This window comes from Serratia sp. JKS000199, from assembly GCF_900215455.1.
Lineage (GTDB): Bacteria > Pseudomonadota > Gammaproteobacteria > Enterobacterales > Enterobacteriaceae > Serratia > Serratia ureilytica.
Window position 1 is genome coordinate 789,848 of the sequence record NZ_LT907843.1, and the last position, 15,959, is coordinate 805,806.

General features: G+C 62.9%; 16 protein-coding genes. 10 read left to right on the forward strand and 6 right to left on the reverse strand.

The window, feature by feature from the left end; translation table 11 throughout:
• Positions 1-109: 109 nt before the first annotated feature.
• The gene (locus CPH57_RS03895; RefSeq protein WP_033642364.1) at positions 110-763 is read right to left on the reverse strand and encodes a metalloregulator ArsR/SmtB family transcription factor; all 654 of its coding nucleotides are present in this window, start codon (positions 761-763) and stop codon (positions 110-112) included.
• Positions 764-866: 103 nt separating this feature from the next.
• Between CPH57_RS03895 and CPH57_RS03900 the strand changes: the two genes are divergently transcribed.
• From CPH57_RS03900 to CPH57_RS03910, 3 genes are all read left to right on the forward strand, one after another.
• Positions 867-2,321 carry an MFS transporter gene (locus tag CPH57_RS03900; protein ID WP_096242058.1) on the forward strand — a complete coding sequence of 485 codons (1,455 nt, stop codon included), beginning with the start codon at positions 867-869 and terminating at the stop codon, positions 2,319-2,321.
• A 134-nt stretch (positions 2,322-2,455) separates the two neighbouring features.
• Entirely contained in the window at positions 2,456-3,025 is a 570-nt protein-coding gene (locus CPH57_RS03905; protein WP_096242059.1) for a helix-turn-helix domain-containing protein, read from the forward strand.
• Between the two features lie 2 nt (positions 3,026-3,027).
• Entirely contained in the window at positions 3,028-3,546 is a 519-nt protein-coding gene (locus CPH57_RS03910) for a GNAT family N-acetyltransferase (protein ID WP_033642367.1), read from the forward strand.
• A gap of 3 nt (positions 3,547-3,549) precedes the next feature.
• Here the strand turns inward: CPH57_RS03910 and CPH57_RS03915 are convergent, their stop codons facing one another.
• From CPH57_RS03915 to ompC, 3 genes are all read right to left on the reverse strand, one after another.
• Complete coding sequence (locus CPH57_RS03915; RefSeq protein ID WP_096242060.1) at positions 3,550-4,380, reverse strand: 5'-nucleotidase, lipoprotein e(P4) family; 831 nt, start codon at positions 4,378-4,380, stop codon at positions 3,550-3,552.
• Positions 4,381-4,395: 15 nt separating this feature from the next.
• Positions 4,396-5,244, reverse strand: a complete 849-nt coding sequence (locus CPH57_RS03920) for a GNAT family N-acetyltransferase (protein WP_096242061.1) — start codon at positions 5,242-5,244, stop codon at positions 4,396-4,398.
• A 179-nt stretch (positions 5,245-5,423) separates the two neighbouring features.
• Positions 5,424-6,521 (reverse strand): porin OmpC, encoded by a 1,098-nt coding sequence (gene ompC, locus CPH57_RS03925; protein WP_033650535.1) that lies wholly within the window; start codon positions 6,519-6,521, stop codon positions 5,424-5,426.
• A 240-nt stretch (positions 6,522-6,761) separates the two neighbouring features.
• Between ompC and CPH57_RS03930 the strand changes: the two genes are divergently transcribed.
• The 4 genes from CPH57_RS03930 (at position 6,762) to dinG (ending at position 10,521) form a co-directional block, all read left to right on the forward strand.
• Complete coding sequence (locus CPH57_RS03930; protein WP_042783963.1) at positions 6,762-7,418, forward strand: glutathione S-transferase family protein; 657 nt, start codon at positions 6,762-6,764, stop codon at positions 7,416-7,418.
• A gap of 123 nt (positions 7,419-7,541) precedes the next feature.
• Positions 7,542-7,874 carry a carboxymuconolactone decarboxylase family protein gene (locus tag CPH57_RS03935; protein ID WP_089194442.1) on the forward strand — a complete coding sequence of 111 codons (333 nt, stop codon included), beginning with the start codon at positions 7,542-7,544 and terminating at the stop codon, positions 7,872-7,874.
• Complete coding sequence (locus CPH57_RS03940; RefSeq protein WP_096242062.1) at positions 7,864-8,256, forward strand: tautomerase family protein; 393 nt, start codon at positions 7,864-7,866, stop codon at positions 8,254-8,256. Before CPH57_RS03935 ends, CPH57_RS03940 begins: the two co-directional genes overlap by 11 nt.
• 66 nt (positions 8,257-8,322) lie before the next feature.
• Positions 8,323-10,521, forward strand: a complete 2,199-nt coding sequence (gene dinG / locus CPH57_RS03945) for an ATP-dependent DNA helicase DinG (protein ID WP_033642371.1) — start codon at positions 8,323-8,325, stop codon at positions 10,519-10,521.
• Here the strand turns inward: dinG and CPH57_RS03950 are convergent, their stop codons facing one another.
• Entirely contained in the window at positions 10,522-10,956 is a 435-nt protein-coding gene (locus CPH57_RS03950) for an Lrp/AsnC family transcriptional regulator (RefSeq protein ID WP_042783967.1), read from the reverse strand.
• Positions 10,957-11,092: 136 nt separating this feature from the next.
• Here CPH57_RS03950 and CPH57_RS03955 point away from each other — a divergent pair, with 136 nt between their 5' ends.
• Positions 11,093-12,001, forward strand: a complete 909-nt coding sequence (locus CPH57_RS03955; RefSeq protein ID WP_089194443.1) for a DMT family transporter — start codon at positions 11,093-11,095, stop codon at positions 11,999-12,001.
• 3 nt (positions 12,002-12,004) lie between these two features.
• Here the strand turns inward: CPH57_RS03955 and prpR are convergent, their stop codons facing one another.
• Complete coding sequence (gene prpR / locus CPH57_RS03960) at positions 12,005-13,606, reverse strand: propionate catabolism operon regulatory protein PrpR (RefSeq protein ID WP_096242063.1); 1,602 nt, start codon at positions 13,604-13,606, stop codon at positions 12,005-12,007.
• A 244-nt stretch (positions 13,607-13,850) separates the two neighbouring features.
• Here prpR and prpB point away from each other — a divergent pair, with 244 nt between their 5' ends.
• Positions 13,851-14,741: a methylisocitrate lyase gene (gene prpB / locus CPH57_RS03965; RefSeq protein ID WP_043137053.1), complete on the forward strand. Its 891-nt coding sequence runs from the start codon at positions 13,851-13,853 to the stop codon at positions 14,739-14,741.
• A gap of 33 nt (positions 14,742-14,774) precedes the next feature.
• A complete protein-coding gene (prpC, locus tag CPH57_RS03970; RefSeq protein WP_096242064.1) occupies positions 14,775-15,938 on the forward strand; it encodes a 2-methylcitrate synthase in 1,164 nt (387 codons plus the stop codon).
• Positions 15,939-15,959: the final 21 nt, after the last annotated feature.

The window sequence follows — 15,959 nt, forward strand, 5'->3', positions numbered from 1 at the left end:
GGGGCCCGTTGTTTGCCTGAATATTCGATAATTCAACCTTAGAAGGGAAGGTGCGGGGTGCACAAGCAGAATAATCTGTACCGGTTGAAAACGCGGGCAAAAACCGGTGTTACAAGAGAGAAATCCGGTAGGCGCAGCGGCGAGAGCCGGCCAGAATGTGTTCGGCGCGCTCCACCTGCGCCTGCAGCACTTCGGTGAAGATGCTCAGCTCAGCGCGGCAGAAGCCCTGGCAGACGGTGGCGGCGGCGCAGATCGGGCAGTGGTTTTCCACCAGCAGATAGGCGCCGTCTTCCTCCTGACGCCATTCGGCCATATACCCTTCGCGGCAGCGGATCTCGGTGAGACGCGCCACGCGTTCGCGCAGATCGGTGGCGCCGATCATCGCCTGCTTGTAGTTGATGCGGTTTTCCTGCTCACGGGTCTCGATCAGCAGGTCGATCGCCTGTTCACCCAGCTTGTCACGCACGGTGCGCAGCAGCTGCACCGTCAGATCCGCATGGGTGTCCGGAAAGCGTGCGTTACCGGCGGCAGTCAAATGCCACAGCTGCACCGGGCGGCCCACGCCGCGCGTTTCCGCGATCGCTTCGACCAGCCCCTCTTTCGCCAGCTTGACGAACTGCTGGCGGGCCGCTTCACCGGTGGTGCCGAGCACTTTTCCTGCGTCTGAGGCTTGCTGCGGGCCGCGGGTCTTCAATAGCGTCAGCAAACGGTCACTGACCGATTGTGCGGTGCTGCCGCCATTTTCCAAGTTTATTCTTGACATATTTCTCCGCCTCGCCCTAACTTATTCCAAGATAACTCTTGTTAAATTTAACGCAATCTCATGACCAACTCAATGCCATTCCTCTGAAAACAGGACAACAACCGTGATAACCCATGACGATAGCCGCTGGAGCGACCTTTTCTCCGGCAAAAATGCGGCCAGTGCGATCGCGCTCTCGCTTGGCGTGGCGCTGCATGCCATCAATATTCTGGTCGCCACCACCATTCTGCCCTCGGTGGTGCAGGATATCGGCGGTCTGGATCTCTATGCCTGGAACACCACGCTGTTCGTGGTGGCGTCGATCCTCGGCTCCGCGCTGTCGGCCCGCTTGCTCAGCGGCTACGGCGCGCGCAACGCCTATCTGGTCGCTTCGCTGTTTTTCATCGCCGGAGCGGGGCTGTGCGCGCTGGCGCCGAGCATGCCGGTGATGCTGATCGGCCGCACGGTGCAGGGATTCGGCGGCGGGCTGATCTTTGCGCTCTCCTACGCGATGATCAATCTGGTGTTCGAGCAGCGATTGTGGCCGCGCGCCATGGCGCTTATCTCGGCGATGTGGGGCATCGCCACGCTGGTCGGCCCGGCGGTAGGCGGCATTTTCGCCGAGTTGCACGCCTGGCGTTGGGCCTTCGGCATTCTGCTGCCGATCATGGCGCTGTACGCCGCGTTTACCTTCCTGATCCTGCCCAAGGGCCAGGCGCAGCAGGCGGCCGCGCCGCTGCCGACCGCGCAGCTGCTGTTGCTGACCGTGGCGGTGCTGGTGGTGTCCGCCGGCAGCCTGGCGCACAGCGTCTGGATCAACCTGGCGGGCATCGCGCTTTCGCTGGCGCTGATGGCCTGGCTGATGAAGCGCGAGGCGCGCTCGCGCGCGCGCCTGTTGCCGCACGGTGCGCTGCGGCGCGGCTCATCGTTGGCGGCGCTCTATATTACGGTGTCGTTGCTGGTGATCGGCATGACCAGCGAAATCTTCGTGCCCTATTTCCTGCAGTTGCTGCACGGCCAGTCGCCGCTGATCTCCGGCTATATCGCCGCGACCATGGCCGCCGGCTGGACGTTGTCCGAAATCCTCAGCTCCGGCTGGCGCGGGGCGGGCATTCGCCGGGCGATCGTCAGCGGGCCGCTGTTCGTGCTGGTGGGCCTGCTGGCGCTGGCGATCCTGATGCCGACGCCCTCCGACGGTCACTGGCAGGCGCTGACCCCGATCGTCATCGCGTTGTCGCTGGTGGGATTCGGCATCGGCTTCGGCTGGCCGCATCTGCTGACGCGCATTTTGCAGGTGGCGCCTGAAGCGGACAAAGACATCGCCGGCGCCTCGATCACCACGGTGCAGCTGTTCGCCACCGCATTCGGCGCGGCGCTGGCGGGGATGATCGCCAACCTGGCGGGGCTGAACGATCCGGGCGGCGCGGCGGGCGCGGCATCGGCGGCGCGTTGGCTGTTCCTGGCGTTCGCGCTGGCGCCGCTGCTGGCGGTATTCAGCGCCTGGCGCTGCGCCGCGATCGCGCCGCCGGCCGCCGAGACGGGCAATTTTGTACCCAACCCGTCCTCGCGCGAGTGCTAGAACGCTTCTCCTCATTCGGCGATGTTTGCGGTGATCCTGGCGTTATTCCTGCGCGACATTGTTAAAATTCGCTTGCTATATCTCTAATTTGAGATTATTTCTCTTATATGGGATTTTCAAACGGAGTGTGAACGATGGATAACGGTCTGGACAATGCCGACCTGAGGTTGGCGCAGCGGCTTGCGGATTTGCGCCAGCAACGGGCGTGGTCGCTGGAGGAGCTGGCGCAGCGCACTGGCCTTAGCCGGGCGACGCTCTCGCGGGTGGAGCGCGCCGAGACCAGCCCGACGGCGTCGTTGCTGAACCGGCTGTGCGCCGCCTATGGGTTGACCATGTCGCGCCTGCTGAGCGAGATCGAAGACGAGCCGCCGGAGCTGTTGCGGCCGCAGCAGCAACCGGTGTGGGTCGATCGCGCCAGCGGTTTTCACCGTCGCTCCGTTTCTCCCCCCGCTGCGTTGTATAAGGCTGAATTTATCGAAGCCCGGCTTGATGCCGGCGCGCAGATCGATTACGACCTGCCGTCGATTCCGGCGCTGGAGCACCATCTCTGGCTGCTGTCCGGGCAGCTGGAGTTGACGCTGGAAGGGCGCGTTTTCCGGTTATCATCCGGCGACTGCCTGCGCTACCGCCTGTTCGGCGCCTCCCGTTTCCATGTCCCCGGCGATGAGCCGGCCCATTACACCCTCTTTATTTGCAGGCCATAGCCATGATTGAATTGCAACAGTGGGACGCCGGCGCGGCGCAAAGCGCCATTGCCGAATTGGCCGAAATGCTGCACGCCAGCGTGGCGCACGGCGCCAGCATCGGTTTTGTCATGCCCTTTACGCTGACGCAGGCGCAGGCGTTTTGGCAGGGGTTGCTGCCGGCCATCGCGCGGGGAGAGCGTGCGATGCTGGTGGCGCTCGCGAACGGCCGGCCGGTCGGCACCGTGCAGCTGCTGTTGGCGATGCCGGACAACGGCCGCCACCGGGCGGAAGTGGTCAAGCTGATGGTGCACCCGCAGGCGCGGCGGCAGGGCGTCGCCCGGCTGTTGATGCAGGAAGTGCAGGCGCTGGCGGCGCGTCATCGCCGCAGCCTGTTGGTGCTGGATACCCTGAGCGGCAGCGCGGCGCAGGGGCTGTACCGTCAATTGGGGTTCGAGGCGGCGGGCGACATCCCGCAATACGCCCGCGCCAGCGACGGCGGGGCGTTGGAGGCCACCTGCTATATGTACAAACTGCTGTGAGGGTTAGCGCCCGCGCCAGGCTTTGATCGCCTGCTGGCGCACCTGCAGCTTCTGTTGCGGCGTCAGCTTGTTGTAGTCGCGAGCCAGGCCGCTTTCCCAGTCGCCGTACAGCGGGTTGGGCAGCACGATGAATTCGGTGCCGAACTTGCCCTGATTCTCGCTGACGAACGCCCGGCGCTGCGCATTGTCCTGGTGGTAAGTCGCGGCGCCGAAGTCGTTCAGGTTGTCGCCTGCGTACACCACGATGTCATAGCCGGCTTGTTTGATGGCGTCGAAGCGCGCCTGCTTATTGGAGGTATCGGTGCTGAGCAGCACGGTTTTTTCCGACATGCCGGTGAAACCGAGCTTCTGCATGTTGGCCACCGTGGCGGCGTAGTCGCTCTGTTTACGGTTCGACACGTAGAACATGGTCCCCTGATGGGCGTTAACATAGCGGGCGAACGCCACTGCGCCCGGCACCGCGGCGGCCTGTTCGGCCTGCGTCCATTTGGCCCAGGTGGCGCCGTCGTACGGTCGGCCCTGCTGCGCCTGCCAGCCGGAGTAGGCGCTGTTATCCAGCATGGTTTCATCCAGATCGACCACCACCGCCTTTTTACGGCCTGGCGCGGCCCTGGCCTGATCGAAGGCGCGTTGCGCGCTGTTGAACGCCTGATGTGCCAGCGCCTGGTATTCGCCGGACTGTTGGAACCAGTTGACCGCCAGCACCGATTGATCCGCCAACCGCTGCTGGGCCTGCGCGTCGGCGTGCGGCGGCTGCGCGCAACCGGTCAAGGCCAGCAGCGCGACGCCCATCGCCGCGCCGAGGGTGAGTGTGCGTACCTGTTTTCCTGCCATTGTTATCTCTCTTTTTTATTGTGGACTGTCCAGCAGCATATCCATCTCGAACTGACGCAGGGGATCCTGCCGCCAGCCAAGATGCGTAAAGAAGGGGGCGGCCACCTCGGGCACAAAAACGTTGGCGGTCAGCGGCAAAGGGGCGAACTGCGCTTGCAGAGCGGCCAGCAAGGCGCGGGCATGCCCCTGGCCGCGATGCTGCGGCGGCACGTAGATCAGGCGCAGCCAGCAGTGCTCGGTACCGGGCATCACCACGGCGTAGGCCTGACGATTGAGCGTATAGGCTCGCGGTGTGCCCGGCAGTTTGAACAACGACTCGGGGGCGATCAGCCAGGGCAGGTCGGTGGCGCCTTCCGCCGTCAGGCGATGGCTGACGGTCAGCGGATCGACCGCCTGCAGCACCGCCTTGCCTGGCGGCACGGCCGCCGGCGCCTGATGGCCGGTCAGGGTGCGCACGATGCGCAGCCCGGCGCGGTGGTACAGCGCCAGCGCGGCGTCGTTGCCTTCGATCACTTCCAGCGACAGCCGATGATCGCCGCGCTGACGGGCATCCGCTACTACCCGCTGCATCAGCGCCTTACCCAGCCCCTGGCCGCGCATCTCGGGGCGTACGGAAAAGGCCGCGATCCGGCTGTGCCGGCCGCGGCGGGCGATCAGCGCCACCGCCACCGGTTCATTGCGATGGGTGACGATCAGGCTGTCGTTCAGGCTGAGATCTTCGGCGCCGAAGCGGGCGGCGAAGGTCGGCCCGTCGAGGACGAAACGCACGATGTAGTTTTCAAAACAGTGGTTGAGGATGTTCGCCAGTTCGTCGCTGCTGTAGCGCACGGCGTTGTGATAGTTAAACCGACCGTCGTTATGCATGGCTGATTCCGCTCGGGGGAAAGCTATACATGTAGACCCGTTTGTTTGGCAAGGCAAGCGGGGGCATTCGCCGGCGGGGAAAATAAAAACAAAAAAGCCGGACGCAGCCGCCCGGCGAAATAAAACTCTGGGTATCAAGTGACGCTAAAGTTTGCAGTGGTGGTTATTCATTCATCACATCAGAACTGGTAGGTCAGGGCGACGGCAATCACGTTGTCGTCTTTCAGACCCAGCTTATTATTGCTGTCTAGCTGGTTGATTTTATAATCCACATAGGTCGACATGTTCTTGTTGAAATAGTAATACGCGCCGACGTCGATATATTTCACCAGGTCGGCATCGCCGATGCCTTCAATATCTTTGCCCTTCTGCTGAACGTAGCCCAGCGATGGACGCAGACCGAAGTCGAACTGATATTGCGCAACCAGTTCCAGGCCTTCGGCTTTATTGGCGAAGCCGCTGACGGAAGTGGAGCGGTTATTGATGGTGGCGGTGCCGGAAATTGGCGCGATGTTGCGGCTTTCCGAGTAGGTCGCGGCCAGGTAGACATCGTTGTTGTCATACTTCAGACCGGCGGCCCAGATATCGGCCTTGTCGCCTTTACCGAAGGTGCCCGCTTTCTGACTGGCGGTGCGGTTGGAAGAGGCATAGGCGGCGCCCACGCTCAGGCCATCGATGATTTCATAGCTGGAGGAAAGACCCCAGCCGTCGCCGTTAGCCTTGCTGGCGGAGCGGCCGTCGTTTTCGTTCTTGCCCTGATACTGGACGGCGAATTTCAGGCCGTCGACCAGACCGAAGAAGTTGTTATTGCGGTAGGTGGCGACGCCGTTGGTGCGGCCGTTCATGAAGTTGTCGGTTTTGACGTACGCGTCGTCGCCGAATTCAGGCAGCATATCCGTCCAGGCGCCGACGTCGTAAATAATGCCGTAGTTGCGACCGTAGTCGAAAGAACCAAGGTCTTTATATTTCAGACCGGCGAAGCCCAGACGCGTTTTAGTGTCTTTGGTGCCGTCGGATTCAGAATGGTTAGCGGCGATCTGATATTCCCACTGGCCGTAACCGGTCAGCATGTCATTAATCTGGGTGGCGCCTTTAAAGCCGATACGGACGTAGGTTTTATCGCCATCGTTGCCGGCATCATCGGAGAAATAATGCAGGGCTTTCACACGACCGTAAAAATCGAGTTTGTTGCCGTCTTTATTGTAGATTTCTGCTGCCTGTGCCGCTTGCGCAAGTAAAAGTGCCGGAATAATAACGGCCAGAAGATTACGTTTCATGGGTTACCCTGCTTTATTCGATTAAAAGACGCTATCATCAGTTGCATTGCTGCTTTACTGTGCCGTCCGGTTGTTGGCGGCGGAGAATTTTTACCGTAGTAATGTGATCTATTTATGACAAAAAATTCATTTTCATGTCGAACGATTAAAAAAGTCGCGCAAAGGGTGAATTTTTTCTGCAACCGACGGTCGGCGGCTGGTCTACAGTTACCGATAGCCTGATCGGTTTCCGGAGGAATCATGCACGATACTTATACATTGTTCGGTACGCAGGGGTGTGGCTCGACCATCGTGGCCGCCGCGTTGGTGCTGACCGCGTTCCCCTGGGGCTACGAGGAAGTGGATTACACCCAGGAGGGCCCGGAGCGGGATCGCCTGTTGGCGTTGAACCCGCTCGGTCAGGTCCCCACTCTGGTGCTGCCTGATGACGAAGTGATGACGGAGAGCGCGGCGATTATCCTGCTGCTGCACGATCGCGCACCGCATGCCGAATTGGCGCCGCCCGGCGGCTCGCCGCTGTTGCCGCGCTTTTTGCGCTGGCTGTTGTTCATCAACGCGGAGATTTATCCCACTTTCACCTATGCCGATCATCCGCAGCGCTGGCAGCCGAAAACGGAAGGGGCGGAACAGCTGAAAAACGCAGTGATGAGCTATCGCGAGCGTTTATTGCGGCAGTTGAACGCCGCCGCCGGCGCCGCCGGACCGTGGTTTCTCGGCAAGAGCTTCAGCGCGCTGGATCTGTACGTGGCGGTGATGTGCAACTGGCGGCCGGGGCGCGCGTGGTTCCGGCAACACTGCCCGCGGCTTTACGCCATCGCCGAACGGGTGGAGCAGCGGCCGGAGCTGAATGCGCTGCTGAGCGCCCATTTCGACGGCGTTGCGCCGCTGGAATCGTAATATCTCCCCGCCGTCGGCGGGGAACCCTCCCGTTTTTCTGAACCGAGACTGCCGAAAATCCCGATTTTCACTCGCCTCGCTGGCGGGTAGCGTAAGGCTATCCGCAACTGACAGGAGAGTGTGATGCAATCAGAATCCCGGGCCGGACAACAGGCGTTCGGCGATATCGCCCCCAAGCTGGCGCAGCTCAGCGACAGCGTCTTGTTTGACGATGTCTGGCAGCGGCCAGAGCTGAGCCCGCGCGAGCGCAGCTTGATCACCGTCGCCGCGCTGGTGGCGCTCAACCGCCTGGAGCAACTGCCGTTTCATCTGCAGCTGGCGCAGCGCAACGGCGTCGATCGCCCGCAATTGGCGGAGCTCATCACCCACCTGGCGTTTTACGCCGGCTGGCCCGCGGCGGCGTCGGCCGTGGCGCGCTTGCGCGAGCTGGAACCGGAGGCGCCCCATGCCGTTTAGCCGCATCGCCCTGCACCAGGGCAAATCCGCCGACTACCTGCAAACCTTGTCCGACAGCCTGCATCAGGCGCTGGTGGAGGCCTTCGAGGTGCCGCCGACGGACAGGTTTCAGGCGATCGATCAATACCGCCCCGGCGAGCTTATCTACGATCGCGACTATCTCGGCGGGCCGCGCAGCGCGGATTTCGTGCTGTTTTACATCACCGCCGGGCGGCCGCGCGACAGCGACACCAAGCGGCGTTTCTACCGACGGCTGGCGGCGCTGCTGGCGGAAAAGCTGCGGCTGAACCCCGAGGATGTGATGGTGGTGATCGCCACCACCCAGTTGGACGAGTGGTCGTTCGGCGGCGGGCGCGCCTCAATGATCGATCCGCAGGCGTAACTCGGGCTGACGTCGCCGGCGGTCTGTGGGACAATAGCGCCATCATTTCGTTTAGATAAGAGTTGAATGGCGCTCTCCTCCGCAGTTAAAGATCAGATTGGCCAGTGGTACAAAGCCCTGCAGCAGCAAATACCGGATTTTATTTCCCGCGCGCCCCAGCGCCAGATGATCGCCGAAGTGGCGAAGACGCTGGCCGGCGACTACCCGCGCCATCTGGCGATCGAGGCGCCGACCGGCGTCGGCAAAACGCTGTCTTACCTGATCCCGGGCATCGCCGTCGGGCGGGCGGAGAGCAAGCCGCTGGTGGTGAGCACCGCCAACGTGGCGCTGCAGGACCAGATCTACAGCAAAGATTTGCCGCTGCTGAAGAAGATTATCCCCGATCTGAAATTTACCGGCGCCTTTGGCCGCGGGCGTTACGTCTGCCCGCGCAATCTGGCGGCGATGAGCACCGACGTTAGCCAACAGGGCGATCTGACGCTGTTTCTCGACGACGAGCTGGCGCCGTCCAGCGGTGAAGAGCAGGCGCTGTGTCAGAAGCTGACCAAGGCGCTGGCCCGCTTTGAGTGGGACGGGCTGCGCGATCACTATCAGCAGAGCATCGACGATCCGCTGTGGGCCAAGCTGAGCACCGACAAGGCCAACTGCCTGGGGCGCAACTGTCACTACATTCGCGAATGCCCGTTCTATATCGCCCGCAAAGAGATCGAGAGCGCCGACGTGGTGGTGGCCAACCACGCGCTGGTGATGGCGGCGCTGGAGACGGAATCGGTGCTGCCGAACCCGAAAGAGCTGCTGCTGGTGCTGGACGAAGGCCACCATTTGCCGGAGGTGGCGCGCGACGCGCTGGAGATCGACGGGGAAATCACCGCGCTGTCGACCAACCTGCAGTTGGACATGATCGTGCGCCAGGTCGAACAGTGCATGACGCAGTACCGGCCGAAGAATCCGCCGGGGCTGGCCAACAGCGAACGGCTGAAAAACCATTGCGAGGAGCTGCGCGAGCTGGTGCAGATCTTCGAGCATCAGGTCAGCGCCTATCTGCCCGGCGACAGCGTGGCGGCCGAGCACCGTTTTGAAATGGGCGAGCTGCCCGCGGAGATGGTGGAGAGCTGCGCGCGGCTGTTCAAACTGACCGATGCGCTGCGCGGGCTGGCGGAGTTCGTGCTTAACGATCTTACCGAACAGACCGGCAAGCACGACATCATGCGTCTGCACCGCTCGATCATTCAGATGAGCCGCACGCTGGGCTATCTGGAGGCGATGAGCAAGCTGTGGCGGCTGGCGGCGCTCGACAAGTCGTCCAACGCGCCGATCTCCAAATGGGTCACGCGCGAACTGCGCGATAACGTCACCCATCTGTATTTGCACTGCGTCGGCATTCGCGTCAGCGATCAGCTGGAAAAGCTGCTGTGGCGCAAGGTGCCGCACGTGGTGGTCACCTCGGCCACGCTGCGTTCACTGAACAGCTTCGCGCGTTTGCAAGAGATGAGCGGGTTGAGCGAGAAGGCCGGCGATCGCTTCGAAACGCTCTCATCGCCGTTCAATCATGTCGAACAGGGCAAGATTGTCATTCCGCAGATGCGCTACGAACCGGCGCTCGCCAATGAGGCGGAGCACCTTGAGGAAATGGCGCGGTTTTTCCGCGCCGAGCAGGCGAGCGGCAAGCACAAAGGCATGCTGATCCTGTTCAGCAGCCACCGGGCGATGCAGACTTTCCTCAGCTACGTGACCGATCTGCGGCTGATGCTGCTGGTGCAGGGCGACCAGCCGCGCTACCGGCTGGTGGAAGAGCACCGCAAGCGGGTGGAGAAGGGCGTCGCCAGCGTGCTGGTGGGGCTGCAATCGTTCGCCGAAGGGCTGGATCTGAAAGGCGAACTGCTGACCCAGGTGCATATTCACAAAATCGCGTTCCCGCCGATCGACAGCCCGGTGATCATCACCGAAGGCGAGTGGCTGAAATCGCTGAAGCGTTATCCGTTCGAAGTGCAGAGCCTGCCGAGCGCCTCGTTCAACCTGATCCAGCAGGTCGGCCGCCTGATCCGCAGCAACCAATGTTACGGCGAGATCGTGATCTACGATCGCCGGTTGCTGACCAAAAATTACGGTTCGCGGCTGTTGGCGTCGTTGCCGGTGTTCCCGATTGAGCAGCGCGCGGTGCCGGAGGCCGACAAGGCGCATCTGGCGGCGCTGAAATCCGCCGCCGACGCGGCTAAAAAAGAGAAGAAGCGCGGCAACCCGTTCGCCCGCAAACGGCGGCGTTGATCAGAGCAGCGGCGGCAGGCGGCGCTTGACCGGCGTGGTTTTCACGATCGAGGTGTTGCTCTGCGCATGCTCGGCCAGCCGATCGAGGGTGTGGTCGAGCTGTTCCATCGAGTGCGCCACCAGCCGCACGATAAAGCAGTCTTCGCCGGTCACCTTATCGCATTCGACCACTTCCGGGATCGCCTGAATCAGCTGTTCGACCTTCTTCAGCATGCCCGGCAGCGGCTTGATGCGCACCAGCGACTGAAAGGCGTAACCCACCGCCTGCAGATTGACGTTCAGGGTATAGCCCTGGATCACGCCGCTTTCCTCCAGCCGCCGCAATCTTTCCGACGTGCTCGGCGACGACAGGCCCACCTGCGCGCTCAGCGTCTTCAACGATGCGCGCGCATCTTCCGCCAGAATGGTCAGGATTTGGCGATCGATATCATCCATAACGCCTCCGTTAGGTGTTTCCTTGATTGTAGCTGCGAGAAAAAGGCAGTTAAGCACATCTGCCTTTTTTATGCTATGGAAAGCCGCCCTGCGAAGCCGCAAGCTATGTCTCTGGGCAAGCTTTGAGGAACGCAGAATGAATGCAGAGATAAAACGCGGCTCGCTGGAGATGGCGGCGGCGATGCTGATTTCCGGCTCCATCGGCTGGTTTGTGCTGATGTCCGGCCAGCCGGTTATCAACGTGGTGTTTTGGCGCTGCGCGGTGGGGGCGCTGGTGCTGCTGGCAGTGTGCGGCGCGCTGGGCCAGCTGCGCCGCGATGCGCTGACGCGCGCCACGCTGCTGCTGGCGATCGCCGGCGGCGTCGCGCTGGTGATCAACTGGCTGCTGCTGTTCGCCGCCTATTCCTATGCCTCTATCTCCATCGCCACCGCGGTGTACAACACCCAGCCGTTTATGCTGGTGGGGCTGGGGGCGCTGTTTCTGGGGGAACGGCTGACCGCCCGCAAGTTGCTGTGGTTGGGGCTGGCGTTCGGCGGCATGATGCTGGTGGTGCTGGCTCAGCCGCGGCAGGCGGGGGAGCAGAGCCATTATCTGGCGGGCATCGCGCTGGCGCTCGGCGCGGCGTTTTTCTACGCCCTGATGGCGCTGGCGGCCAAGCGGCTGAAGGGCACGCCGCCCCATCTTATTGCGCTGATCCAGGTAACGGTGGGGGCGGTGATGCTGCTGCCGCTGGTGGATTTTCATGCGTCGGCCAGCGTTGGCCAGTGGGGGATGCTGGCGACGCTCGGCGTGTTGCATACCGGCCTGATGTACGTGCTGATGTACGGCGCGTTGCAGAAGCTGCCGACCCACCTGATCGGCTCGCTGTCGTTCATCTACCCGATCGCCGCCATGCTGGTGGATCGCCTGGCGTTTGGCCACCGGCTGTCGGCATGGCAACTGCTGGGGACGGCGATCATCCTGCTGGCGGCGGCGGGCATGAACCTGTTGGGCGAGCGGCGAGCGCGACTGCTGCCGGCCTCGGACGGCCGGCGCGCCGGCTGATGCTCAGTTCGGTTTTTTCAGCCGACGCCATAAAGTGGTGCGGCTGATCCCGAGCAACCGGGCGGCGGCGGCGTGGTCGCCTCCACACCGCGCCAGGGCTTCGCGGGCGGAGACGGGCGCCGCCTGCGTCTCGGGCGGCGAGACCGCCGCCAGCTCCGGCAGCAGCCACTGCAGGGTCTCGCCGCTCGGTGCGACGCCGGTGCTCAGCATCAGCGCCACCCGCTCCATCATGTTGCGCAGCTCGCGCAGGTTGCCGGGCCAGGCGTAATGACCCAGCGCGGCGTAACACCCGGCCAGGGTGGCGCGCAGCGGCTCCGTCAGCGGCACGTCGAGCGCCGCCAGCGACTGTTTCAGAAAGTGTTCCGCCAGCATTGCGATATCGTCGCCGCGCGCCCGCAGTGGCGGCAGTTGCAGCCGCAGGGCGCTCAGGCGGTAAAACAGATCGGCGCGAAAATCGCCCTGTTGAATCGCCTGCTCCAGGCGGGTGTGGGTGGCGCTGATGACGCGAAAGTCGACCTTTACCGGCTGTTGCCCACCGACCCGGGTGATGGTTTTTTCTTCCAGCGCCCGCAGCAGCCGGGTTTGCAGGTGCAGCGGCATTTCGCCGATCTCATCCAGAAACAGGGTGCCGCCGTTGGCGGTTTCCAGCAGCCCGCGTCGGCCGCCGCGCCGTGAACCGGTGAAGGCGCCTTCTTCATAGCCGAACAGCTCCGCCTCCAGCAGCGATTCGGCGATGGCGCCGCAGTTGATGGCGACGAACGGCGGTGTCGCGCCCCTGGACGGCGCGCCGCGCCGGGAAAAGTATTCGCGGTGGATCGCCTGCGCCGCCAGCTCTTTGCCGGTGCCGGTTTCGCCTTCGATCAACACCGCCGCCGGCGAGCGGGCGTACAGCATGATGGTGCGCCGGGTCTGTTCCATCTGCGGGGAATTGCCCTGCAAATCGCCCAGCCCATAGCGCGGCTGCAGGGTATCGCGCGCGGCGTAGTCGCCGCCGCGTTTGGCGCCGCCCAGCATCAGGCGCGTCACGTCCAGCGCATCGCTGAAGGCGGCGCGCAGGGTGGCGGCGGAATAGAGAAAAATGGCGGTGAGCCCGGCTTCTTCCGCCAGATCGCTGATGAGGCCGGCGCCGACCACGGCCTGAATACCGGCGGCTTTCAGCTCGGCGATCTGGCCGCGCGCGTCCTCTTCGGTGACGTAACTGCGCTGCTCCAGCGGCAGATCGAAGGTTTGCTGGAACTCCATCAGCGCGGGCAGGGGCGTTTTATAGGTGATGACACCGATCCGATCGGCGGTTCTGCGCGCCTTGCTCAGCGCCTGCAGCAGGTCGAAGCCGCCAGGCTTGACCAAAATGACCGGCACCGACAGGCGGCTTTTCAGGTAGGCGCCGTTGGAGCCGGCGGCGATGATGGCGTCGCAAGGCTCGCTAGCCAGGCGAGAGCGGATATGCTGCACCGCCTCCTCGAAGCCGAGACGGATCGGGGTGATGGTCGCCAGGTGGTCGAACTCGAGGCTGATATCCCGGAACAGATCGAACAGGCGGGTGATGGAGACGGTCCAGATCACCGGTTTGTCCGGCGTGCGGGGCGGCGTGATGTGATCGCTCATGGTGGGTTACCGAATGAAAGTGGCTGCATTAGGTGTAGCCTTGTTTCAGTCATGTTTCAAATATGCCGACTGAAACCGAGATTGAAACGTTAACTGAAACGTTTTTTATCGCTTGGTCTGCCCAATGGCGATGCGAATTTTATAACTCACTTATTTTTATCGCTTTTAATTTTTTCCTCGCCAAAGTGCAACCTGGCCCGCCTCTTGCTCTGTCTGTTCCATCTAGCTAATCGGAGAGAACGTCATGACGCTGCGCTCACCCGGGCTCGCCTTTCGTCAGGCCCTGAGTAAAGAAAAACCCCTGCAAATCGCCGGCGCGATCAACGCCAACCATGCCCTGCTGGCCCAGCGGGCGGGGTTCCAGGCCATCTATCTTTCCGGCGGCGGCGTGGCGGCCGGTTCGCTGGGGCTGCCGGACCTGGGTATTTCGACGCTGGACGATGTGTTGACCGATATTCGCCGCATCACCGATGTCTGCCCGCTGCCGCTGCTGGTGGATGTCGACAGCGGTTTCGGCGCATCGGCGTTCAACGTCGCCCGCACGGTGCGCTCGGTGAGCAAGGCCGGGGCGGCGGCGCTGCATATCGAAGATCAAGTCGGCGCCAAGCGCTGCGGCCATCGGCCCAATAAGGCCATCGTCTCCACCGAAGAGATGGTGGATCGCATCAAGGCGGCGGTAGATGCGCGCAGCGATCCGGACTTCGTGATCATGGCGCGCACCGATGCGCTGGCGGTGGAGGGGCTGGAGGCGGCCATCGAGCGCGCTCAGGCTTACGTGGCGGCCGGGGCCGACATGCTGTTCCCGGAAGCGATCACCGAGCTGGGCATGTACCGCCGCTTCGCCGAAGCGACGCAGGTGCCGATCCTCGCCAACATCACCGAATTCGGCGCGACGCCGCTGTTCACTACCGAGGAGCTGCGCAGCGCCCGGGTGGATATGGCGCTGTATCCGCTGTCGGCCTTCCGGGCGATGAATCGGGCGGCGGAGCGGGTGTACCGCGCCCTGCGCGAAGAGGGCACGCAGAAAAACGTCATCGACACCATGCAGACCCGCAACGAGCTGTATGAAAGCATCAACTACTATTTGTTCGAAGAGAAACTCGACGCTCTGTTCGCTCGCCAACGCGACGAATAAGCGCCATTCACGCAGAAGCCAAATGAGGACAGTATGAGCCAAGCGATCCCCCCGCAAAGCCCGACTGGCGTTAAGCCGAAAAAATCCGTGGCGTTATCCGGCGTGCCCGCCGGGAATACCGCGCTGTGTTCCGTAGGGCGCAGCGGCAACGATCTGCACTACCGCGGTTACGACATTCTCGACCTCGCGCGCCACTGCGAGTTTGAAGAAGTCGCCCATCTGCTGATCCACGGCAAGTTGCCCAACCGCGACGAACTACATGCCTACAAGCAGCGGCTCAAGGCGCTGCGCGGCCTGCCCGCCAGCGTGCGCACGGTGCTGGAGGCGCTGCCGGCGGCATCTCACCCGATGGACGTGATGCGCACCGGCGTTTCGGCCCTCGGCTGCACGCTGCCGGAAAAAGAGCAGCACGGCGCGGCCGGCGCGCGCGACATCGCCGACCGCCTGCTGGCGTCGTTGGGATCGATGCTGCTCTACTGGTATCACTACAGCCACAACGGCGAGCGCATTCAGCCGGAGACCGACGACGATTCCATCGGCGGCCACTTTCTGCACCTGCTGCACGGCGAGGCGCCTTCCGCCAGCTGGGAGCAGGCGATGCACGCGTCATTGATCCTGTACGCCGAGCATGAGTTCAACGCCTCGACCTTCGCCGGCCGGGTGATCGCCGGCACCGGATCCGATGTCTATTCGGCGATCGTCGGCGCCATTGGCGCGCTGCGCGGGCCGAAGCACGGCGGCGCCAACGAGGTATCGCTGGAGATCCAGCAACGCTATGAAACGCCGGACGAAGCGGAAGCCGACATTCGCCGCCGCATCGATAACAAAGAGGTGGTGATCGGCTTCGGGCACCCGGTGTACACCGTCTCCGATCCGCGCCATCAGGTGATCAAAGAGATCGCGCTACGCCTGTCGCAGGACGCGGGCGCGATGAAGCTGTATGACATCGCCGACCGGTTGGAAAGCGTGATGCGCGACACCAAAAACATGTTCCCCAACCTCGACTGGTTCTCGGCGGTGTCTTACCACCAGCTGGGGGTGCCCACCGAAATGTTCACGCCGCTGTTCGTCATGGCGCGCGTCAGCGGCTGGTCGGCGCACATCATCGAGCAACGGCAGGACAACAAAATCATTCGCCCGTCCGCCAACTATACCGGGCCGGAAGCGCGGGCGTTCGTGCCGCTGGATCAGCGCTGAGCGCCGATCGTTATCGTGTCG